This window comes from Cytobacillus gottheilii, from assembly GCF_900166665.1.
Classification (GTDB): Bacteria; Bacillota; Bacilli; order Bacillales; family Cytobacillaceae; genus Cytobacillus; species Cytobacillus gottheilii_A.
The window spans coordinates 1,925,988-1,946,230 of sequence record NZ_LT800494.1; the positions used below are offsets into that span (position 1 = coordinate 1,925,988).

The 20,243-nt window shown below is 32.6% G+C and carries 32 protein-coding genes; 31 read left to right on the forward strand and 1 reads right to left on the reverse strand.

Annotated features, from left to right (window positions below; all coding sequences use genetic code 11):
* Positions 1–133 precede the first annotated feature (133 nt).
* The 4 genes from B7E07_RS23655 to B7E07_RS09525 all read left to right on the forward strand — a co-directional run bounded on the left by B7E07_RS23655 (position 134) and on the right by B7E07_RS09525 (position 3,770).
* A complete protein-coding gene (locus B7E07_RS23655) occupies positions 134–295 on the forward strand; it encodes a hypothetical protein (RefSeq protein ID WP_176215151.1) in 162 nt (53 codons plus the stop codon).
* Positions 285–1,358: a tyrosine-type recombinase/integrase gene (locus B7E07_RS09515; protein ID WP_080845641.1), complete on the forward strand. Its 1,074-nt coding sequence runs from the start codon at positions 285–287 to the stop codon at positions 1,356–1,358. Before B7E07_RS23655 ends, B7E07_RS09515 begins: the two co-directional genes overlap by 11 nt.
* 83 nt (positions 1,359–1,441) lie before the next feature.
* On the forward strand, positions 1,442–2,776 hold the full coding sequence (locus B7E07_RS09520; protein ID WP_080845642.1) for a DNA sulfur modification protein DndB: 1,335 nt from the start codon (positions 1,442–1,444) through the stop codon (positions 2,774–2,776).
* A 34-nt stretch (positions 2,777–2,810) separates the two neighbouring features.
* The gene (locus B7E07_RS09525) at positions 2,811–3,770 is read left to right on the forward strand and encodes a site-specific integrase (protein ID WP_080845643.1); all 960 of its coding nucleotides are present in this window, start codon (positions 2,811–2,813) and stop codon (positions 3,768–3,770) included.
* 303 nt (positions 3,771–4,073) lie between these two features.
* On the opposite strand, the gene B7E07_RS09530 is transcribed toward B7E07_RS09525, so the two are convergent.
* Positions 4,074–4,289: a helix-turn-helix domain-containing protein gene (locus tag B7E07_RS09530; RefSeq protein ID WP_080845644.1), complete on the reverse strand. Its 216-nt coding sequence runs from the start codon at positions 4,287–4,289 to the stop codon at positions 4,074–4,076.
* A gap of 217 nt (positions 4,290–4,506) precedes the next feature.
* Between B7E07_RS09530 and B7E07_RS09535 the strand changes: the two genes are divergently transcribed.
* From B7E07_RS09535 to B7E07_RS09650, 27 genes are all read left to right on the forward strand, one after another.
* Positions 4,507–4,749: a hypothetical protein gene (locus B7E07_RS09535; RefSeq protein ID WP_080845645.1), complete on the forward strand. Its 243-nt coding sequence runs from the start codon at positions 4,507–4,509 to the stop codon at positions 4,747–4,749.
* Positions 4,750–5,027: 278 nt separating this feature from the next.
* Positions 5,028–5,234, forward strand: a complete 207-nt coding sequence (locus B7E07_RS09540; protein WP_080845646.1) for a hypothetical protein — start codon at positions 5,028–5,030, stop codon at positions 5,232–5,234.
* On the forward strand, positions 5,231–5,407 hold the full coding sequence (locus tag B7E07_RS23660; protein ID WP_176215152.1) for a hypothetical protein: 177 nt from the start codon (positions 5,231–5,233) through the stop codon (positions 5,405–5,407). Before B7E07_RS09540 ends, B7E07_RS23660 begins: the two co-directional genes overlap by 4 nt.
* Before the next feature lie 13 nt (positions 5,408–5,420).
* Positions 5,421–5,864 (forward strand): hypothetical protein, encoded by a 444-nt coding sequence (locus B7E07_RS09545; protein WP_080845647.1) that lies wholly within the window; start codon positions 5,421–5,423, stop codon positions 5,862–5,864.
* 49 nt (positions 5,865–5,913) lie between these two features.
* Positions 5,914–6,546: a hypothetical protein gene (locus tag B7E07_RS09550; RefSeq protein WP_080845648.1), complete on the forward strand. Its 633-nt coding sequence runs from the start codon at positions 5,914–5,916 to the stop codon at positions 6,544–6,546.
* 46 nt (positions 6,547–6,592) lie between these two features.
* A complete protein-coding gene (locus B7E07_RS09555; RefSeq protein ID WP_080845649.1) occupies positions 6,593–7,678 on the forward strand; it encodes a hypothetical protein in 1,086 nt (361 codons plus the stop codon).
* Positions 7,679–7,722: 44 nt separating this feature from the next.
* On the forward strand, positions 7,723–8,061 hold the full coding sequence (locus tag B7E07_RS09560) for a hypothetical protein (RefSeq protein ID WP_080845650.1): 339 nt from the start codon (positions 7,723–7,725) through the stop codon (positions 8,059–8,061).
* Between the two features lie 28 nt (positions 8,062–8,089).
* On the forward strand, positions 8,090–8,638 hold the full coding sequence (locus tag B7E07_RS09565; RefSeq protein ID WP_080845651.1) for a hypothetical protein: 549 nt from the start codon (positions 8,090–8,092) through the stop codon (positions 8,636–8,638).
* 53 nt (positions 8,639–8,691) lie between these two features.
* Entirely contained in the window at positions 8,692–9,150 is a 459-nt protein-coding gene (locus tag B7E07_RS09570) for a DUF5662 family protein (protein ID WP_080845652.1), read from the forward strand.
* A gap of 11 nt (positions 9,151–9,161) precedes the next feature.
* Positions 9,162–9,449: a hypothetical protein gene (locus tag B7E07_RS09575; RefSeq protein WP_080845653.1), complete on the forward strand. Its 288-nt coding sequence runs from the start codon at positions 9,162–9,164 to the stop codon at positions 9,447–9,449.
* A gap of 16 nt (positions 9,450–9,465) precedes the next feature.
* The gene (locus B7E07_RS23665) at positions 9,466–9,801 is read left to right on the forward strand and encodes a hypothetical protein (protein ID WP_218970410.1); all 336 of its coding nucleotides are present in this window, start codon (positions 9,466–9,468) and stop codon (positions 9,799–9,801) included.
* 46 nt (positions 9,802–9,847) lie between these two features.
* Entirely contained in the window at positions 9,848–10,054 is a 207-nt protein-coding gene (locus tag B7E07_RS09580) for a hypothetical protein (RefSeq protein ID WP_080845654.1), read from the forward strand.
* A gap of 13 nt (positions 10,055–10,067) precedes the next feature.
* Entirely contained in the window at positions 10,068–10,313 is a 246-nt protein-coding gene (locus B7E07_RS09585) for a hypothetical protein (RefSeq protein ID WP_080845655.1), read from the forward strand.
* Positions 10,314–10,343: 30 nt separating this feature from the next.
* A complete protein-coding gene (locus B7E07_RS09590; RefSeq protein WP_080845656.1) occupies positions 10,344–10,589 on the forward strand; it encodes a hypothetical protein in 246 nt (81 codons plus the stop codon).
* A 110-nt stretch (positions 10,590–10,699) separates the two neighbouring features.
* A complete protein-coding gene (locus tag B7E07_RS09595; protein ID WP_218970411.1) occupies positions 10,700–11,188 on the forward strand; it encodes a metallophosphoesterase family protein in 489 nt (162 codons plus the stop codon).
* Positions 11,189–11,246: 58 nt separating this feature from the next.
* Positions 11,247–11,630 (forward strand): hypothetical protein, encoded by a 384-nt coding sequence (locus B7E07_RS09600; protein ID WP_080845658.1) that lies wholly within the window; start codon positions 11,247–11,249, stop codon positions 11,628–11,630.
* A 19-nt stretch (positions 11,631–11,649) separates the two neighbouring features.
* Positions 11,650–12,039, forward strand: a complete 390-nt coding sequence (locus B7E07_RS09605; protein ID WP_080845659.1) for a hypothetical protein — start codon at positions 11,650–11,652, stop codon at positions 12,037–12,039.
* A 38-nt stretch (positions 12,040–12,077) separates the two neighbouring features.
* Positions 12,078–12,530, forward strand: coding sequence for a macro domain-containing protein (locus B7E07_RS09610; RefSeq protein ID WP_080845660.1), 453 nt, complete (start codon positions 12,078–12,080; stop codon positions 12,528–12,530).
* A 32-nt stretch (positions 12,531–12,562) separates the two neighbouring features.
* Positions 12,563–12,709: a hypothetical protein gene (locus tag B7E07_RS23670; RefSeq protein WP_176215154.1), complete on the forward strand. Its 147-nt coding sequence runs from the start codon at positions 12,563–12,565 to the stop codon at positions 12,707–12,709.
* 27 nt (positions 12,710–12,736) lie between these two features.
* Entirely contained in the window at positions 12,737–13,117 is a 381-nt protein-coding gene (locus B7E07_RS09615) for a hypothetical protein (RefSeq protein ID WP_080845661.1), read from the forward strand.
* A gap of 43 nt (positions 13,118–13,160) precedes the next feature.
* Positions 13,161–13,622, forward strand: a complete 462-nt coding sequence (locus tag B7E07_RS09620) for a hypothetical protein (protein WP_080845662.1) — start codon at positions 13,161–13,163, stop codon at positions 13,620–13,622.
* A 330-nt stretch (positions 13,623–13,952) separates the two neighbouring features.
* Entirely contained in the window at positions 13,953–14,294 is a 342-nt protein-coding gene (locus B7E07_RS09625) for a hypothetical protein (RefSeq protein WP_080845663.1), read from the forward strand.
* A gap of 125 nt (positions 14,295–14,419) precedes the next feature.
* Positions 14,420–15,763: a hypothetical protein gene (locus B7E07_RS09630; protein ID WP_080845664.1), complete on the forward strand. Its 1,344-nt coding sequence runs from the start codon at positions 14,420–14,422 to the stop codon at positions 15,761–15,763.
* Positions 15,764–15,820: 57 nt separating this feature from the next.
* Positions 15,821–16,978 (forward strand): AAA family ATPase, encoded by a 1,158-nt coding sequence (locus tag B7E07_RS09635; protein WP_080845665.1) that lies wholly within the window; start codon positions 15,821–15,823, stop codon positions 16,976–16,978.
* A 69-nt stretch (positions 16,979–17,047) separates the two neighbouring features.
* A complete protein-coding gene (locus B7E07_RS09640) occupies positions 17,048–17,644 on the forward strand; it encodes a hypothetical protein (RefSeq protein ID WP_080845666.1) in 597 nt (198 codons plus the stop codon).
* Between the two features lie 12 nt (positions 17,645–17,656).
* Positions 17,657–19,159: a DnaB-like helicase C-terminal domain-containing protein gene (locus B7E07_RS09645; protein WP_080845667.1), complete on the forward strand. Its 1,503-nt coding sequence runs from the start codon at positions 17,657–17,659 to the stop codon at positions 19,157–19,159.
* Between the two features lie 13 nt (positions 19,160–19,172).
* Positions 19,173–20,234, forward strand: a complete 1,062-nt coding sequence (locus tag B7E07_RS09650) for a DNA primase (RefSeq protein ID WP_080845668.1) — start codon at positions 19,173–19,175, stop codon at positions 20,232–20,234.
* The last annotated feature ends 9 nt before the right edge of the window (positions 20,235–20,243 follow it).

Below are 20,243 nucleotides of genomic sequence, written 5' to 3' on the forward strand. Positions count from 1 at the left end.
AATTTTTCTTGACAATAGGCAAATATTCCAATTTTTCTATTGCTAAAAATCGGAATGATATGGTAAGATTAATACATATTATAAATAAATTAAAAATATAGATAGAGATAAAGAGACTATGGAGGAGATTATAATGGATTTAGCTAAGTGGGATATTTACAATTGGGTAGAAAGAGCGTCTAGAACTGCAGAGATTAGAGAAATGGAAAAGAATTTGAATGAAATCAACAAGATCAGGTACTTACTGGAGAAGCGAATAAGCAAAAGAAGAGGAGGTTATACAAATGCAATCTAATGTAATTAAATTAGAAAATGAACATATGAAGTCGTTGGATATTATAAATCATTACTTTAGTCAATTAACCTCTTCTCATCGAGACTTTGAAGGGGAAAGAACAGATAGAACTAAATGTGAATATGAATCGGATCTTAGACAATTTTTCTTATTGATGAGAAACAAACAAAAAGGTAAAGAGTTGGAGTTTTTGTATTTAGATGAACTAAGTATCCAGGAAGATGAATTTAAAGAGTATATAGAAACCCTACAAGCCATAAAGAAACCAGATGATACTTATCTGTATACTAATAAAACGATAAATAGAAAAATCTCAGCACTAAAAAAGTATGTTAGATTTCTAAAAGATAAAAAGTACATTAAAGATGATGTTTCTTACCTAATAGCAATTAAAGGAACAAAAGAAAGGTCGCTAAGTTACGGTGCTTTAGAAGCACATGAGGTCTTAAAGATGGCTGAACTGGCAAGACTAGAGACACATTATCCAAGAGAAAAGAGACTAATGCTGCTACTTTCATTCAAAACTGGATTAAGAAGAGATGAAATATTTAACTTAACTTGGGATTCATTTGTAGAAAGAGAAGATGGAGTAGAAATTCAGTTTGTAGGTAAAGGATATGAAGACTTTCAAATCAAAATATCCAAAGAGTTTTACCAAGAGATTAGGGAAACCTTAAATGATAAAGAAGCTTTGTTTGAAATGGATAAAAAGACTGTAACAAATATGATGAATAAATTTACTAAGAAATTAGGTATTTCACCAAAGAGAAGAATAGTTTTCCATAGTGTAAGAAAAGCCTTTGGAAGCTGGATTTTTGAGACTACTGGAGATATCAATCAGGCTAGAAAAGCTTTAAGACATAAATCAATTGTAACTACTCAACTATATTTGAATGCAAAAGACTTACAATTACACAATACTCTATTTGGTATTGAGAAATTAGATGAAGATTTATACAAGGAAACTGATCATGAAGTACTACTAAGGGCAATTAGTGAATTACCTAAAAGTCATATACTCATGTTGAATTCCAAAATAAGTGAAATAAATAAATTAAATTAGTCCTTAATTGTTTACTTAGTACTAATATCTAATATAAAATAAATTACAGGAGAACCTGTCTAAATAGAAGAGGTGTATATTTATTGTTACAAGATAGAGAATTACTAGAACAGAATTTAATTAAACCTACACTAGAGATTAAAAGAAAAAGAAAAGTTGTAAGAGAAATTAAAGATAATTTAGCAACTAGTCATGCAATTTACGATGGTACAGTTCAAGAATGGATTAATAATCCTGCTGAAGAATTGTCTGGTTTGGATGAAAGATTACTGTATTTATTTGCAGAACAAGTTTTCAATGAAACTAAGGACTTATCAGTAGATCCTGAAGAGTTTTTCACAGAGTATGAAATTAAAACAGCTAAACAGTACTCAGGAAAGATGTTTATTAAAGATGATTTGAAACTTCCAATTACATTTGAACCACCTGTTATTGAGTATTCTCACAATGTTTGGACTATGAGAATTCATATTAAGTTATTGGTTGATATGCTAAAGTCTAAATTATTAAATTGGAATCCAGAGTCTCAACGTGAAGCTACCTATAGAAGAGTCAATGGAGAAATGGTTGAAGAAGCAACTGTATATTTAGATAATGTTATTGAAATGAAAAATTTAATTAAAGTTAATAAATTAGAAATCACACAAATTATTCTCAATGCTTCTGCTGGTAGTGCTGATAATGGTGAAGAAGTAACATATAACAGTGATACTTATGAGTTACAAGTAAACAAAGGTACAAAGCTAGATGTTGTAGATGGTTATCACAGAATATTAGCAGCAGCTAGAGCAATGGATGAGAAACCAAATATTGATATGTATTTCGATTTAAAATTGCTTAACATGACTGTAGACAGAGCTGCTGCATACCTTGCTCAGATTTCTAAAGGTGAGAGAATTTCTGAAACTAAAAGAAAAATTATGAGTAAAGATACAGATGCAATCAAAGTAGTGGAAGAGTTAAATAGTAGATCAGAATTAGCAGGTAGGATTTCAAAGAAAGAAGGATTAACTCCATCTATAGGAGAAATTGTTACTTATAATACCTTACTGAATTCTATAGAGAAAAACTTTGAATTTAAAAATAAAAAAGATATGTATGATGTTTCTGATTACCTAACTGAATTTTTTGATGTGTTTTTAAGCTATTATGAGGAAGAATTTAATGAGAAGTATCAAGAGACAAAGAAAGTATCATTAATTAATTCTAATTTTATGTTTTCAGGATATGTTAGGTTAGCATCTAGAATGATGGAAGAAGAAATAGATTCTAGAGATGTACGGAAGTATATCAATAAGATTAACTTTAATAAAGACAATCCAGAATGGAAACAAAGAGGAATTCTCGATAATAAAGGAAACTTAACTAGAGGAAGTGTAAAATTTATTGAGAATTATTTCGATGAGATAAATTTATAATTGAATAACTAGGGAATTGAAGGGATTGTGAATCATGGAATTTTATAATCAGACAGTTAAAGAGAGATACTTGAATTCAATTGAAAATGAGGATTCTAGAAATACTGTAAAATATACTTTTCAATACTCTAAAAATACAGAGATAATTCACGAAAAAGATTTGTATAATTTTAGCATGAACGAGATAACTGAAGTAATGAAGAATGCCCCTAGTACGGAAAATACTTTAAAATTAACATTGTCTAATATGAGAGCGTATTTATCTTGGTGCATTAAAAATGGATATAGAAGCGATAATATTAATCCTTTAACAACTGTGCCAAATTCTTGGGCAGAAGAGTTTGTAGATAGAGTGAAAAAGACTCATTTCTCATTTGATGAAATTCAAACAATAATAGATAATCTACGTAACGAAAGAGAGAAGGCAATTGTTCAATGCTGGTTTGAAGGTGTTGGGGGAAAACAGTTTAGCGAACTAATAAATTTAACTTACAACGACATAGATTGGACAAATAATACATTAAGACTAACAAACGAGAATGGTGAAATTAGAGAAATTAAAGTATCTGAATTGTGCTTGCAAAGAATTCAGGAAGCACATGATCAAACAGTTTACAAAATGTTAAATAGAGTTGGAAATGAGAGACCTATTGACCTTATACATTCCGATCACGTATTTAGACCAACTGCAACAAAAAGAAGCACTGGAGATTCTCTAGGCGTTTCCGCAATATATGCAGTAATTTTGCAAATTAAAGAAGATCAGTCTTTAGATATTTTTAGTTATAATTCAATTCGTCAGAGCGGTCAAATATATGAAGCTTATCAAGTGTATGATAAAAAAGGGAAAATAGTGGGCGAAGACTTAGATGCTATAGGGGAGAAATATCAAGCAGCTAAAAATTCATTTGGTAGTCCAAATAGAAATTTAATGAAGAGATATATAAATAGCAAAAACCTAAAAGAATTGTATAATGTGGATGTAGAAATTTAACCCTGTATTTTAGCAGGGTTAAGATTTACTTATATATTAAAAATAAATTAACTCACTAAAATAAGTTTGAAGAAGGGTTAATTCATTCCAATTTTTCAAAAAATAAAAATCGGAATATTTAATAGCATATTCACCATTTTGTCAATAATTATTTTTATAATGTGCAATGTTTCGACAAAACTAGACAAGGACAAAACTGTTTTTATGTTGTAAAATGTATTTATCAGATAATTTTAATCATGTAAAAAAGTTCATTACTTACGAACCGAGAGGTAGGTGAAAGAACTTCACCCGTACCTACCCTCAATCATTCCATTCGTATAGGTCTTCTATCCTACACTTCAATGTCCTAGATATAACTCTTGCTGTACTCAAACTCATGATATTTTTATTGTTTATGTAAGCTGATATCTGAGATTTGGCAATTCCCGTTTTAGAGATTAAGTCTGCTTGAGTCATATATCTAGAATTTAATAGATCTAAGAGTAGGCACTTTCCGACAGAGTATTCTGGTGGCATCGGAAAGTTACCTCCTTTATGTAACCTAGGTAAATCATACCAAAATGCTCAGTTTTAAACAAGAAATATTTTCTAACGATAATTCTTGTTAACGAACGTTATACAGTTTATAATAGAAATACGAACAAAGTACGAACATAAGTTCTCTTTAAGGAGGCGGATCATAAATAATATTAGGAGGTTGCTATATTATTAAACATAAAAAGGAGATTAATAGATGAAAAAGAATGTTGCTCACGTATCTGTCAATTTGGACTTGATTATCAAGACGTATTTAAGTGAACAGGGATTCTTAGATGAATTTTCTGAGGGTGCAATTAATGATATAGAATTAAAATTCAATCTGGATGATGGCAGCGTACATAGAGTGAACTTTGCTGCATTAACTGGACTTGAAGTGTTGAAGTTTGAGGATAATAGTAAAGAAGACGAAGAAAAAGCCACTGACGGCAATCAGTGACTCAGAAATGTCTATGTAGACAAAGAACAAATTTGCGACTTGTTCTGTCAATATAATAATACCACAATTTGAGACAGAAATGAAACAAAAAATCATTCAATTATGAATCTAAATTCAGTCACCTACGATCAAACATGATGAAATACGGTCAAAGGTGACTATTTATTTTGATTAAAATGGGGATTTTATATTGTAAATAAATTGATAATATATGTTGACTTATTAAAAATAAATTGATAATATCGTAGATAAGAAGGAAAGAATTGGAGGAGATAAGAATGATGGCGAGGAATCACCTAGAAAAACTTAGAGAAGCAGCACAACTAGCGACAATACATATAGGAAAGCCAGAAGAAGAGTTGACAGAGCTGGATATTAAGAAGTCATTGGGAAGTTTAGATGAGGTGTTGTATCAGTATGAAGCTGCTGTGATTTTACTTAGGGAAAAGATTTATGAAATCAGGGAGAAAGAGGGGAAGAAATGAACGTTCAAAGCGAAAAGGGGAATAAGATTGGCAAAAAGATTGAGGATCTTATGGAAGCTTTAATTTGTGGTTTTGAAGAAGATGAAAAAATGTTAGAACGTGAAATTGATAAATTGCAAGAAGAGTATTTTGTTATTGAGGGAGTTTACTTTAGATCAGTTTTAGAAAATTAATGGAGTGATTGAAATGAAAACATGTCCAAAACTAATTCACACGGCAAAGGATAGAGTAAAAGCATTAAGTCACACAAAAGATTTAACTGATTTAAATTCACCTGAAGAGCATACATACAAACTGTTTCACTATTATGATGAGAAGCCTTTAGATGTTTACGTTAAAACAAATATCAATCCGGTTGCATTTGAATTATTACTGGCTAGAATTCAATTTGAAGCTGCTGAAATTGATGATCACTATGCTTTAGGTCAGGAAGAGATTGCTGAAACTATTTTGAGAGATTTATATGGTGTTAATCTTATTGATGAAGCGCAGGTAGTTGATCAAGAGTTTGACATGTATTATGTATGGGAGAAATGGTGCGGATTGTATAGTGAGGTAATGGAATTAAATATATTTGATAATGATCAACTTAGAGCAGAATTAGAAAAGATTTTGCCAGTTGGAGTTTAAATAATACATGCATTTTAATTAAAAATAAATTTCTAAAAGGAGTGTTAAAATGAACATCAAGAACATTGTTTTAGGTGAACCTATCGAGAACTTTCTCAAGATTCGTCAGCTCGATAGATATATGACAGGACATAACGGTTACATAGCAGGTGGAGTCTTCAAGAATATTTTTAACAACGAGAAAATTAAGGACGTAGACATTTTCTTTGAAAAGAGTAAAGACTTCATTGAAGCAGATGAAGAGTTTAAAAAGAATGAGAATTATAAATTTAAGTATAAAAATAAGAAAGTCACTGCATACATAAATATCAAAACTGGAGTAATAGTTGAATTAATCAAACATAAATTTAAGAAGCCATTGGATATGATTGCTGAATTTGATTTTACAATCACTAAGTTTGTCTATTACAAGGTTGATAATTCAGAAGATGAAGAGTTTAGTTGGGAGATTGCATATCATAATAAGTTCTTTGAACACTTACATATGAAACGATTAGTTATTGATGAAGAAGTAGAGAACATTATATTGCCAGTAAATACATTTAATCGTATGTTCAGGTATGCAAGATACGGATACTTTCCATGCAGAGAATCGAAAGCAAAGATTATTCAAGCAATGAGAAGGCTGCCTTCATTTTCTGAAGAATTACTAGGCATTGAATTGTATAACGGTTTAGATTGATCATATGAAATGAGAATTTTAAATGGAATAAAGGAGGAATATTTTCATGAGCGAAAATACATTTGTAGCCAATAAAGACAGTTCTACAATAGCAGTACAAAACGGCAACAAAGAAACTCTTGATAAGGTTTTTGATTTATTAGAAACTAGAGGATTTACCATTCAAACAGATCAGGAAATACTAAAAGAATACCCTTTGTTAGCAAATACACATTGGGAAGGTTTTAAAGGTAAATTGTTATTTAAAGCAAACATATATCCAGCAGGATTTAAGCTGGAATTCTATCAAGAAGTAGTTACGCAAAATAGACACGGTGGGTATTATGATTCTGACAAATTTAAGAAAATGCCATATTTGACTAGGTGTGAATATATTCTTAATCGCAAACACATTTGTGAGTTACTAGAATCAGAAGGATTTATAAATGAAACTAAGCCTGTATTCAAATACGCATTTGATGAAGTAATCAATCGAATTAAAACATGCTGGCATTATGAGGAAGGGAAAGAACTACCCGACCATAAGTTACCAACTTATAATGCAGAAGACAGAGATAATAAACGTATTTACAATGGGCAGGTTAAATATTTTCGAGATCACAAAGGGCGCTTAAAACGTGGGACTGTTTATCATAACATTAATAATATGTGGTGGGTAGTCTTAAATAAGCGTGAATTTACCAATGTTGCATCTTTTCATCTGTTTGATATATCCAAAGAAGATGATCTTGTACCAAAAAAATATAGCAAGAGAATACCGGAGAGAATAAAAGTAGAAAAGGCAAGGAAGCGTTTCAATGAGGAATTTAGCTACTCTATGCTGCAAGAAATACATATTAACCATTTAAGATTAATGATTTCTGAGAAATTGATTAACCATGATAAAGAAATAAATATGTCGGTTAAAGTTCCACGCAAAAAAGATACTGTAGCATTGAAGACAAAAGGACTTAGATATGCGGCAATAAACGTTTCAGGATCTTATTTTGATAATAGAGAAGGTATTACATTTAATGAAAATGGATTTATTGGTTTCGCTGGATGGGCATCCGATTATAATGTCAAACCTTTTGTAGAGGCATTTGTCGATTGGATGGACTGGTTTGATAAAGTGAATAAACAAGTAGCTTGAAATACGATCAAATTCCGAATTTATTTTAATTAAGGAGGACTAAGATGATTAAAGCCGATATTGTAATGATGGATGAGACAATTTTAAATGATGTAATGCTTTTTAGAGATAGAAATCTTGGCGATGCTCAAATTTTGACTAGAGAAGAAGCTGAGAAGCATTTAAATTTTGATAGTGATAGAATAGTTTATTTTAGCGGCAAGTTTGTACAAGGCGGTTTGATTCCTAAGCAGATTATGGAGTATAAGCTTAAAGAGGACTCAGAGACAATTAAGAACAGAATTAAGGAGTTTGTTAAGAACAATAATTCAATATATGATACCAACGACACTGCAGAATACATAATTGAATATAGAGAACAGTTACTGAAATTATTAAAGTGAAAATTAAACTAATAGAAAGGAGAATTAGATGAACACATATTACGCAGGGATCGGCTCTAGAGAAACACCTAAGGAGATATTAGAGTATTTTGCACGAGTAGCAGCATATTTGGCAACAAAAGGTTTTACATTGCGTTCAGGTGGTGCTGAAGGCGCAGATAAGGTTTTTGAAATAGGTTGCGATAAAGTGAATGGAGAGAAGGAAATTTACTTACCGTGGAAGGGATTTGAAAAATCAACTTCAAATCTAATCGTTTGGAAGCCTAAAGCTTTTGAGATAGCAGAAGAATTTCATCCAAATTGGGAACGCTTATCTCAAGGTGCAAGAAAGCTACAAGCCAGAAACACTCATCAAGTTTTAGGAAATGATCTTGAAACACCGTCAAAGTTTATAATTTGCTGGACTAAGAATGGAAAAGGACAAGGTGGAACAGGTCAAGCATTGAGAATGGCTAGACATTATGAGATTCCGATATTTGATGCTGGGAGTTTTGCAAGTATTGATGAGATAAAGATCAGCCTAAAAGAGTTTTTGTTGAGCAATGAATTTTTAAGCGAAGAAGATATTGATAAATAATACAATAAATCTGAAATTTTATAGTGAAAATAAATTGACAAAGGAGTTATAAAATGACATATACAAGAGAAGATTGTATTAGAGATACTAAGGAACATATTGCACAAGTTCGTGAATTTATGCTTGTATTTGCTCAAGAGTTAATTAATCGAGCTTTGGTACACGATAAATCAAAATTAGAGCAACCAGAGGTAGACATTTTTACAGAATATACACCAAAGCTAAAACACAGTACATATGGATCTGATGAGTACAAAGGGTTTCTTAAAGAAATGCAAGTTGCACTAAAGCATCATTATGCAAATAACAGTCATCATCCTGAGCATTATGATAACGGAATTCGAGGAATGGACTTAGCAGATATTGTAGAAATGATATGCGACTGGAAAGCGGCAACAATGAGACATGAAGATGGAGACATTAGAAAGTCAATTGACTTGAATCAATCTAGATTTACATACTCAAATGACTTAAAGGATATTTTCTTAAACACTGTAAAATTATTCGATTAGGAGGCGTTAATTTGAGAATTAGTGATAGTTGTGTAAGTGCAGAAGATGTTAAATTGGAGTGTGGAGCAGACAGTCTAATAGGATACATGCAAATAGGATTCGGAATCATGATTGTTAAGGAAAGAAAATTTAAAAAGCCAGAATGGATTGGTTATATAGATTATCATTGTGAGTATTTAGGTGATGATTTGCTTATTTCTAAAGTCGTTATCTATGAAGACGAAAAGGAATCAAGAAGGTTAACTGACTTATTCAAAGGTAAAATTTTGATCACGTCTAAAAGAGACAATATCACTTAAAAGTCTAGATTTATGATTGGAAAGGAGAGAGGTATTAGAGTGCTTAAGTGGATTAAACGACTTATCTGTGAATATAGAGGGCATATTTGGGAAACTTACACTGTCAGCACGGGATATTGGGGCAATGACATTGAACAAGCAGGTTACTGTAAAAGATGCCAATGGGACACGCACGGAGAATATTCTAGGGGTTGATACGGTGTTTAAGAAATATCAAAGGATAGTTGATTTATTGTGGAATTTAGAAAGAAAAGGTTTATATGGAGAAGAAATGATTGAGCTAAAAGAAGAATTAGAAAAACTTCAGGACGAATTAAAAGAGGATTTTAGGCAAATAGATTTACTAAAGTAGCATTGAAATGCAGATAAAACAGTTCTTTTAAAAGGAGAGAATAGAAATGAAAAATACAAACTTTAACAATACAAGTGAATATGCTTATCTTAGTGCGCTTATAAGTCTTCAGGATACGTTATTTAACATGATGAATAATGGTGATTTCACAAGTGATCAAGTAAAAAAGCTAATACCAACTTTGGATTATTCAAATGAAATTACAAACCTTCCAATCACAGAATTTAATAAGACTCATGATACTTTAAATTGAAGGAGGAACTAGAGTGGCTGAATTAATCAATCGGAAAACTGTCTTAGAGTACAAGTATGAAAGTGAAAGAGATATGCTGCTACATGAAAAGATTATGAAGCAAGATGGCTGGTATGTTGAACCCATGCAAAAACAACTTAAATATTTCTTAGGTGATTTGTATAAAGCGTATAGTAAAGTAGCTTCTCAAGGAGCATTTTTAAGCAGCAATACTCGTAATAGTGAGCGAGTTACATTCACTTTGAACAATCGAACATAAAATAAATCAAATACAAGGGAGAGGGTTGAAATGGAACTATTAAATGAAATGTTTGAAAAATATCATCACACTGGCAGATTAGCTGTTAAAGAAAGTAAGAATGAAGACTGTATTGTCTATGTCGTGTGGGAAATTGATGAACAAAATAATAGTGTTAGGCTTGTAGAGTTGGATAATCCCTTAGATGGAGATAAAGATTTCGTAGACTTAAATGTTGTGAATGTTTACTTACTTGATCCTCTAGAGGTAATAGAAAGAGTCATTGAATTGAAATAAAATTTTCAATAAATTCGCTATATTATTATAAATAAATTAATAAGGAGTAAATTATGAGAAGAATTTGGTTTACAGTAGACACTCACTTTGGTAGTAAAAGAACATTAGAGTTGTCGAAAAGACCGTTTAGCAGCGTAAAAGAAATGGATGAAACCGTGATTAATAACTGGAATAGCGTTGTAAGATATGATGACATTGTTTATCATCTAGGCGATTTCGGTGATTATAATAATTCCAGTAGGTTAAACGGGAAAATACATCTTCTATTTGGGAACTATGAGAGAAAGGATATTGAAGAAGCTGAAGTGACAGGTATTTCAATTAAGGGTTTAAGGAAAAGATTCTATACAGTTGATGACAGACTTAATTATAGTATTTCATTTGATGATCACATTATCGCTTTGGCTCACGAACCGAGCAACATGATAGGAACTGTATTTAATCTATTTGGACACATACATAAACTGCAAATGGTAAGACGTAATGGATTGAATGTCGGAGTGGATTGTCATAACTTTACACCTATTGACTTGGAAACTGTTTTGTTCTATAAGAACGCAATTGAAAATCATTATGATGATGAGGTATTTGGTAAATAAAATCCGACTTTTATTAGAAATAAATTGAATTATTATACATATAAAAGGAGCAATGAGCATGAAAAAAGGACTTAAAATTGGCGCAGCAGTTTTAGGAATGGGATTAATTTTTGGTGTAGGTGGGATTGTAGGAGCAAATAGTGACTGGAAAACTGTAGTCATTAACGATGCAAGTAAACAAATTGGTCAAGCTGGATATGAGAAGAAGGAAGAATTACTGAGCCAAGATGTATCCGGTCAGATGAAGATGGCAGCTAATCCTACAATTGAGGAAGAAATGGCAGATTTACAGAGAATGCTAGATGAGTATTATCAGATGAAGTTAGACGGATTGACAAATACCGCTGAGTTTCAAGCGTTGGAACAACAGATTACTCAAATAAAGCAAAATGTATTTGAGCGTTATCGCAAAGAGATCGACCAAGCGTTTGGAGGACAGTAAGATTTTGGAGGTGTAGAAAATGGAAGTATTAGCTACTGCTAGACTTGAATACAATATCGGTGAATCAATCGGTAGTGGTTGGGAAGGCTTATACCTGAATGTTAAGTTTAAAGAGAAGGGGAAGTACTTTAAGACTAGATTAAACGAATGTTTGGCATCTACTTTTAATGTAGTTAACTCACATCTAGTTCCCTCAGAAGAAGACAGATATGCGTCCTTTGATGAATACTATGAAGATGTTGAATACATAATTTCTAATGAAGATCTAGTAAAGAAAGTAGCTGAGAAAATGATAAAAGAATACTATAGCAAATTAAGCGAAAGAGATATCAAAAACAACCAAACAGCAAAGATGGCTGACTTAGTAAACAAATCACCTAAGATTGAAGTCAAAGTAACAATAGATTAATGAAATCGAGTTTTCATAATGAATTTGGAGGTGGAAGAATGATCAAACAAGTTAACGGAAACATTTTGAATGCTTCAGAGAATATTATTGCCCATCAAGTAAACTGTCATTCTGTCATGGGAGCAGGACTAGCAAAACAACTTAGAAGTAAATATCCTGACCTTTTTGAATCTTATAAGACTTATTGTGATTCATTCAGCCATGATAGACAAAGTTTATTAGGTAAATGCTTCTTTGTACTAACTAACGGTAAAATGATTGCTAATGTCTTTGGGCAGTATAGATACGGAAGAGGACAAAGACACACGAACTACATAGCGCTTGAAAAAGGGTTGGAATCCTTGAAGGAAGCTGCTGAAGAGTTAGAATTATCTGTTGCCATTCCATACGGCATTGGATGCGGTCTAGCTGGAGGGGATTGGGAAGTAGTTTATGAGATTATTGTGAGAGTATTTGACGATTATGATGTGACAATTTATAAGTATCAATAAAATAATGGATTGATTGGAAAAGAGGTGAACTAATGAAAGCAACTACTGCTTATGCATTTGTTTGGATTTCAACTGGACTTGCTGTTACGGCTGCAGTATGGGTAACTAAGTCTGCTAGTCCGTTATGGGCATTATTAATCCCCACACTTATATCGTTCAGTGGAAAACAAGAAGATTAATAAAAATAAATTAAAGGAGGATAAAAAATGAACGTAGGTTTTAGTATTCCAATCCATGCTGATAGCAAAAAGTATATTGATGAAACACTAGGATCTTATGAAGAAGTCAAGTCAATCCAAACAATAAGCAATCCAATTATACATATGTACGCTAAAAGAGACACTTTAGACTTAAACACTGGTGAATTGTACGGGTATACTGATGCACTGTTTAGTGAACATCATGTTTATGACACAAAGTTAAGCAAAGTATATAAATCAAAAGGTTTACATGATGCAATTTACTTCGGCTACGGCGCTGAGGTATCCAATGTCAAAGTGTTTAAAGACGGCAGTACATTGGTTCACTTAAGAAACGGTGAGTATGAAATGAGTTTTGGAACAGCAGTTCACGTATATAAAAAATAATAAAACTCACCTTTTATGAGGAGAAGGAGGACTAGGATTTTTCATGATTAACAAAAACACAATTGAATTTGTAGGCATTGGTCAAATGTATAATCACAAAGACAGGAAATACACTGATGTTAAATTGGAATTTAAGTCTTCAGATATTAATTTTGATGTTTCTAATGGAGAACACTTTATTAATATGAAAGTTGATTTTGATAAAACAAAAGGTAAGTATTGGGTAATTGAAACTATTGATAAAAATGAAGAGGTGGTAATTATGAACAAAACACTACTAGAAGCTAAGAAAAAATTAGAGGAACAATTAGATGGATATTATCATTCAGTTCAAGGTCATGACGATAGAATTAAAGCGCTAGAAGAGGAGATAAAAGAGATTGGTGGGAAGAGAGCAAAGGCTTTCCAGTTTATTGCAGAAGCTGAAGCAGAAATTTTGCAAATTGAAGAGTATTTAAAATGGAAAGAGATCCAAGAAGTGAAACTTTGTGAAAATGAGGGTTGATATACCAACGTTTGAAAGGTGATTTCACAATCTCTTTTATCATAAAATGTAGTTTTTATTGGAGGTGAAAAACATTCTGTTCACATTGGTTTCATTAATGAGTATCTTTTTCATATATGCAATTATCTCAGTAATTTGGCAGCAGTTAGAAATCAGTATGTGCAGCAAATATACAACTAAAACAATTGATACGATAGTAGCTATTGCGTTTGCTATCTCAATTTATTTAAATATTTTACTCATTAATTAAAAATAAATTAAAAAATTACTTTACATATTAAAAATAAATTGATATTATAAGTATACAGTCAACGAAAGGAGGTCGAGAGATTGAAAGTGTACGAGGTTTCAAAAAAGGCATTAGATCAATACAGACAGACGGTTAAAGGGAATGAAAAAACGAGCAGGTCACAAGTTGTTCTAAAGCTGAGTAGAAACATTCAACTGGTTAAGAAAGAAGCACCTGAGAGAATTGAAAAGAAGTTGTTTACTACAACTTATAAATACGGAAACTTACATATTGCAACAAGGTTTGGTCGAATTGTTTCTGTAGTAAACCATACTGGAAAGCCAGTAGATTGGACGTTTCCTCAAAAGCGATACATACAGTTAAACAGGCAATATGGCATTAAAGATTGTAAGTATACTAGCAGCAAGCGAAATAGACGTTAGGGAGGTGATGAGCTATCGAGCGAAGTCCGCCTAAAAGAAATATTTTATAAGAATGTTAGATGGAAATACATATGATTATGGTTATATATTAAAAATAAATTAATATAATTGGAGGAATTACATATATGGCATTGAAAAATAGAACAGACATTAAGCGTAACAAGAAGCACAGTGGAAAAGAGTTTCGTAACGAGTTCCGATTTATTGGCTTAGTTAAGCCTGTACGAAAGAAAGAACAGGATGGAGATAGCTGGTTCGATGTTCCGTTCTACCAAAATACAATAACCACGACTAAAAAAGATCGTAGAGTATTGCAATTTAATGTTGAAACTGCATATAGAAATGAGTTAAAAGTTGAATTAGCCGGAATGGAAAAGGACACGGCATACATCTACAGCTCAAAACATAAGCAATCAGCACCAATTGCTTGGGAAGATCGTTTAGATAAGACGAAATACCCTGATGAAACTTACCATTATATTGAGCAAGAGTGGGATAAAACTGAAAGCCTAAGCAAAATTATCACTGAAGAAATGTGGGCTGACGTAAGAGGACATTACGAATTTGATGTATTCGTAAATGACGATGAAGAAGAGATTAAAACTGTTAAACGTATCATTGATCAAGTTTACCCTTTACGTAACGGTGAAGTTACTGTTAAAGGTTTAAAAGATGGAGACCAATTCCGAGTTTATGACAGTGAAACAGAAGGAAATCAATTGGGATTCGGTAAGGCTGATAAAGACGGGGTTGCCGTTATTAAAGTAGGTTGGTTAAACCCAGAAGGCGGAACACTGTACCTTTGCAAAGTAGAAGGAGACACAGAAGGAAAGCGAATTGTGCAAGAATATAACGCAGATGTTGTTGAAACAGAAAGAATCACTGTAAAAAATAATGTAACAAATGATATTCAATTAATCGGTAAAGATGGTAAAAAGCAATATGTACCGTATGTAAGAGACTTTAGAGATGAAAATTTCTTTGAAGTAAATGCTTTTGAAATGCAATTAGGTATTAGAAGTACATACCAAAATGAAGAAACTAAGAATACGAAAGTCAATGCTTTTTATCTGGCGTATGGCAAAGAAAAGAGCGCAGTCCGAGATGTTGAGTTAGAAGTATTCTATAAAGAGCCTGCAGAGGGTAAAGACGCAATCGCTTCTGCTTTCTCAAAACTTGAAAAATTGGACTTCTTAGTAGCTGAAGGGGTTGATAATAACCGTGCAGAATTCGCTATGGTTGAAATCCAAGAAACAGAAGACGATAATCCTTTCGCTGACGTAGGTGAAAAAACAACTGCTTATGAGCAAGTCTCTACTGGAACTAAAAAGGGTTTAGAGATCTTAAATTATATCAGTGGTACATTCAAACGAGGGATTTTAACAGAAGAAGATATTGCTGTAGAATCTGCAGATGTCGGAAATCCATTTGCAACAGTTGAAATTTCCGAAGATGATCTTCCATTTTAACAAGCAGCTCAACTATAGATTATAAATAAATTAATTAATATATTAGGAGATGATTGAGTGAGTTTACGTAAAAAAACTAAGAAGAATACCCCTAAAGTTGAATTACAATCAATTATTACACTGGTTGCAGGGGGATATAAGACAGGTAAAACTAGACTATGGAAAGAAGTAACTGAGCTACACTATGCTGATCCAGACGATGTACTATTAATGGCATTTGAAGATGGCTACGAAACATGGGAGTTAGACAACATTGTCCCATTGCATGAAGAAGGTACAGATAAGAACCTTTGGAAAGTATGGGAATACTTTAAGAAATCTGCCGTTCCTGAACTGGTACAAGAAGCTAAGGATGGACGAATTACTAAACTAATCGGTGTAGATACTGCAGACCGAGCAATCGACACTTGTACAGCATGGGTAATTCGTGATAGATCACAGAAATACGGTAAAGAATTTGTGTCATTACAAGATATCTCTGATAAAACCAACGAAAACGGATGGACAGCTTTGTTTGAGGAACTGCGCAAACCTTTTGACACTCTAAAAAATGCAGGGTATGGCTTGTTCTATATTTGCTGGACAAAAGAAAAGGAAACCACATTACATAATGGCTTAAAGTACAACTCAATTCAGTTAATGATGAATAATTCAGCTAAGAAAGTATTTGAATCACAGGCAAGTTTAATCTGCTGCTTATTTAACGAAACAACTGTTTATGACCGTAGTGGTAATGAGTTAGAAGATAACCTAAAGGATAAGAAGAAGCGTGATGTAGCAAGTAACTTCCATGAAACAAAAACAATGATGTACTTCAGACCTTCCGAATTTGTTGAAATTGCTGGTGGACGTTATACAGAATTACCAGAGAAGGTTGAGTACAGTGCAGAAAACTTCTTAAAAGTCTTTGAAGATGCCGTAAATGGACAATTAAAAAAGACAAAGAAAACTGTGGACGAGTTAAAAGTAGATGAAGAAACAACTCGACAAGTTAAAGCTAACGAAGTGGCTGACCGACTAGAAGCAGAAGAGAACAGTTCTGAGAGCCTCATGGAACAAATTAACGACATTATTGTAAAAATGACATCTAAACAGAAACAAGATGCAGCTACTGGTTTTGAGAAGGAATTCGGTGTTAAGAACTACAAACAAGAAGAAGGTAATGTAGAAAAGTTGAAAAAGGCTTTAGAAATCGTTTCAAAGATCACAAATTAAATAATTTAATATCAAGGGCAGATTCGTGTTTATCTGCCCTTGATTTATAAACGGTGGTGAATGTAGGTAATGAGGCTCGTAAAGTGTAACTGGTGTAAAGAAAAAGAAAATAAAGAGTCGATGTTTGCAGAAGAAAAGGTTACAGAGCAGTTAAATAAAGACGGTTCTCCAAGGATAACACGTAAATACTTCCATAATGATTGCCATTCACTGTACTTACAGGATAAAGAACAAAAGGAAAAAGAACTAAAAGCACTTGATCAACTGTATCAATATCTAATTAAATTACATAACTTAGATGTTCTTGATGGAAGAATGATGGAGAAAATTCAAGACTTACGAAACGGTTCAATTAAGGTAAAGGCAAAGAAGATTAAGAGATATAAAGAAGGTGTTCCTTATGAATTAATGCTGGAAACCTACAAATTTATTGAAGACCGTGCCGACTATATTAAAAAAACTAATGAATTTAAGACAGAGTGGAACGAGTTTTCATATATTTTTGGAACGATGGTTAATAACATCAACGCTATAAAAGACGCAGCAGTAAAGCGAAAAACGGCTGAACGTATGAATAAAGCAATAAAAATAAACCAAGAAACAGTCGAAGTACAGGTTAAAAATTCGACTAAAAAAGATGAGTTAGATATCTCAGATTTTTTGTAAAGGACGGATTGAATGAAATATTTAAAGGAGTTTGTAGAACCCTCTTACATCCACGAATCCCTCCTTGTTGGCTATTTGTGGGCTAATCCAAGTTTATTCCAAAAATATAAAACACACAGAGTAACTCAGGATACATTCACTGAATCAGTTTGGCTATTCTACTTTACAGTTGGTAAACAAATGTTTGAAAATGGTATTCGAGAATTTGACGATAAGACTGTATATTCTTTCTTAGTTTCCCGTCCAAAAGAGAAAAACAAAAAATCATATATAGATGCTTATAATGATTTTGGAGGATATGAAACTATTTCAGAGTTGATGGATGCTTGTAAAAAAGACACCCAGAATGATGAATACCATTTCAGTGAAGTGCAGAAGTTTGAGAGTTTGCGTAAGTTACAGAAAGATTCCCTTATAAATGTTGAAGACAGGGATTTAATTGAAAAAGTATTAAAGATGACTCTAAAGCAAGTTCAATTATACATAACTGTTAAACATAAAGAAGCCTTTTCACACGTTAACTCTGGTGATGTAATTGAGCATGATTTAGTCGATAACCTGCAAGATACGATAGATGATTTAAACTCTGGTGAATCAATGGGATCTCCTTTACATGATGCTCCAAGACTAAATAGGAAAATTAAAGGTTGGAAAAACGGTTCACTTTATTATCTTGTTCTTTCTTCGGGTGTTGGTAAATCATCATTAGCGATGGAAAAGTTCGTTCTTAGTTTGTTTGAGAATAAGGAGAAGGCTTTACTTGCTATAAATGAAGAAAGTGTTAAAAAATGGAGGTCACTGTTACTCGCTACAATTAGTTCAAAAATCAATAAAAAGCCTATTAACCGTGAAAAAATGTTTGAGGGAAACTTCAAACAAGAAATGTTGGATAAATTAGAGGCGGCTAAAGAATGGGCGTGGAAACATGGGCAAGGTTTGGTCAAAACACTTGAGTTAAAAAAGTATAGAGTAGAAGATATCTTAAGCCGTGTTGAGTTGTACCGACCAAAAGGTTATACAAAATTAATCATTGACACATTCAAGCCAGACAGATCCACATCTGATTTAGCAAGATGGGAATCCTTTTCAAACTCTGCTCAAGAATTACATGATTTGATTAAAGAGGACAATTACAATGTCGGCACTTTAGCTACTGTACAATTGAAGCTTGGTAAAGAAACACGTTATTTAGATTTAGATAGTACAGGTAAATCAATGGAAATTAACGAAGTTGCAGCAGTAGTAATGATGGGACGTTTGCTGTTTGCTGACGAGTATCAAGAAGAAAAGGGTAAATTTAAATTACATCCGTACAACTATAAAAAAGATGAGTTAACAGGAGAATGGTATACGGAGGAATACGCACTAGACCCTAATAAGACTTACCTAGTGTTATTCTTAGCAAAGAATAGATTTGGAAGTGAAGAAGAGCAAATTATTTACGAAGTTAACTATGAAATCAATTCATTTAAAGAAGTAGCGTTTGTAAAAGTACCACGTTACGGAGGAATGTGATGTAGGTGATACCATGTCGGAGTTCCAAGAAATAAAGAAAAGAATACATAAAGAAGAAAAAATTGAGGATTTGCTCGATTTACTTGAATGCTGGGACATTACAAAAGAACAAAGTGGAAAGCTAATTGTGGCTGGTTTGCCCGATGGGGATAATCCAAGAAGTGTTCAAGTTAAAAATAATGAAAATCTAACCAGTAATATCAGATCGAAAGGGATCGATGGAGATGTATTTTTCTTAGTATCTTATATCATTTATGGTTCAGATACAAAAGAAAAGTTTCAAAACACCTTACATAAAAGTAAATTCTGGATATGCCAAAAGCTCGGATATGTAGAATACATTGATGAGTTTTACAAAGTAACATCTTCGCAGCACATTGAAAAACCTACATATAACTCATGGTTAAAGAAATTGAAAAGCCAAAGCGCAGTCAATGTTAATGAAAATAAAGTTCATCCTTATAAAGTTTACAATTCCTTTGGTATTATCCCATACAAAGGCTGGATTGACGAAGGCTTATACCCTTCTACTCAAAAGGAGTTTGAAGTAGGGATTGATGTGAACAGCGAGAGAATAACATTTACTGTTCATAATAGAAAGGGAGAGTTAATCGGTATTAAAGGTAGGTATTGCGGTAACGATGAGAAAATTAAAAACCAATACAAATATATTTACCTGTTACCTTGTAATAAATCTATTGAGTTCTTTAATTTCCACCGTGCTTTACCTTATATCGAGGAGAAAAAAGAAGTAATAATAGTTGAAGGTGGCAAAACAACAATGTTCCTCCATCAATGGGGATTTAAAAACTCCATAAGTATAGAAGGAGATAGTTTATCAGACTATCAGATTAAAATTCTTAAAGAGTTAGGGTTAGACATCAGGTTTATATTTGCTTATGACAAAGGCAAAGATGCCGAATTTGTAGTTAAGGAAGCTTCTAAGCTGCACGGTAGATTGAGATATGGAATTTACGATGTTGAAAATTTGCTTGAAGATAAAGATTCGCCTACAGACAAAGGTAAAGAAGTATGGGAACACCTCTACTTAAACAATCAATACAAAATAAATTAGTAAATGGAG

Bases quoted from the DNA above. Each gene is read 5' to 3' on its own strand.
- B7E07_RS09565 (WP_080845651.1), top strand. From the start codon at position 8,090: ATGAACACATATTACGCAGGGATCGGCTCTAGAGAAACACCTAAGGAG.
- B7E07_RS09530 (WP_080845644.1), bottom strand. From the start codon at position 4,289: ATGCCACCAGAATACTCTGTCGGAAAGTGCCTACTCTTAGATCTATTA.
- B7E07_RS09580 (WP_080845654.1), top strand. From the start codon at position 9,848: ATGAAAAATACAAACTTTAACAATACAAGTGAATATGCTTATCTTAGT.
- B7E07_RS09570 (WP_080845652.1), top strand. From the start codon at position 8,692: ATGACATATACAAGAGAAGATTGTATTAGAGATACTAAGGAACATATT.
- B7E07_RS09600 (WP_080845658.1), top strand. From the start codon at position 11,247: ATGAAAAAAGGACTTAAAATTGGCGCAGCAGTTTTAGGAATGGGATTA.
- B7E07_RS09545 (WP_080845647.1), top strand. From the start codon at position 5,421: ATGAAAACATGTCCAAAACTAATTCACACGGCAAAGGATAGAGTAAAA.
- B7E07_RS23670 (WP_176215154.1), top strand. From the start codon at position 12,563: ATGAAAGCAACTACTGCTTATGCATTTGTTTGGATTTCAACTGGACTT.
- B7E07_RS09560 (WP_080845650.1), top strand. From the start codon at position 7,723: ATGATTAAAGCCGATATTGTAATGATGGATGAGACAATTTTAAATGAT.
- B7E07_RS09640 (WP_080845666.1), top strand. From the start codon at position 17,048: ATGAGGCTCGTAAAGTGTAACTGGTGTAAAGAAAAAGAAAATAAAGAG.
- B7E07_RS09540 (WP_080845646.1), top strand. From the start codon at position 5,028: ATGATGGCGAGGAATCACCTAGAAAAACTTAGAGAAGCAGCACAACTA.
- B7E07_RS23660 (WP_176215152.1), top strand. From the start codon at position 5,231: ATGAACGTTCAAAGCGAAAAGGGGAATAAGATTGGCAAAAAGATTGAG.
- B7E07_RS09630 (WP_080845664.1), top strand. From the start codon at position 14,420: ATGGCATTGAAAAATAGAACAGACATTAAGCGTAACAAGAAGCACAGT.
- B7E07_RS23655 (WP_176215151.1), top strand. From the start codon at position 134: ATGGATTTAGCTAAGTGGGATATTTACAATTGGGTAGAAAGAGCGTCT.
- B7E07_RS09605 (WP_080845659.1), top strand. From the start codon at position 11,650: ATGGAAGTATTAGCTACTGCTAGACTTGAATACAATATCGGTGAATCA.
- B7E07_RS09515 (WP_080845641.1), top strand. From the start codon at position 285: ATGCAATCTAATGTAATTAAATTAGAAAATGAACATATGAAGTCGTTG.
- B7E07_RS09555 (WP_080845649.1), top strand. From the start codon at position 6,593: ATGAGCGAAAATACATTTGTAGCCAATAAAGACAGTTCTACAATAGCA.
- B7E07_RS09650 (WP_080845668.1), top strand. From the start codon at position 19,173: ATGTCGGAGTTCCAAGAAATAAAGAAAAGAATACATAAAGAAGAAAAA.
- B7E07_RS09645 (WP_080845667.1), top strand. From the start codon at position 17,657: ATGAAATATTTAAAGGAGTTTGTAGAACCCTCTTACATCCACGAATCC.
- B7E07_RS09590 (WP_080845656.1), top strand. From the start codon at position 10,344: ATGGAACTATTAAATGAAATGTTTGAAAAATATCATCACACTGGCAGA.
- B7E07_RS09525 (WP_080845643.1), top strand. From the start codon at position 2,811: ATGGAATTTTATAATCAGACAGTTAAAGAGAGATACTTGAATTCAATT.
- B7E07_RS09620 (WP_080845662.1), top strand. From the start codon at position 13,161: ATGATTAACAAAAACACAATTGAATTTGTAGGCATTGGTCAAATGTAT.
- B7E07_RS09550 (WP_080845648.1), top strand. From the start codon at position 5,914: ATGAACATCAAGAACATTGTTTTAGGTGAACCTATCGAGAACTTTCTC.
- B7E07_RS09615 (WP_080845661.1), top strand. From the start codon at position 12,737: ATGAACGTAGGTTTTAGTATTCCAATCCATGCTGATAGCAAAAAGTAT.
- B7E07_RS09610 (WP_080845660.1), top strand. From the start codon at position 12,078: ATGATCAAACAAGTTAACGGAAACATTTTGAATGCTTCAGAGAATATT.
- B7E07_RS09535 (WP_080845645.1), top strand. From the start codon at position 4,507: ATGAAAAAGAATGTTGCTCACGTATCTGTCAATTTGGACTTGATTATC.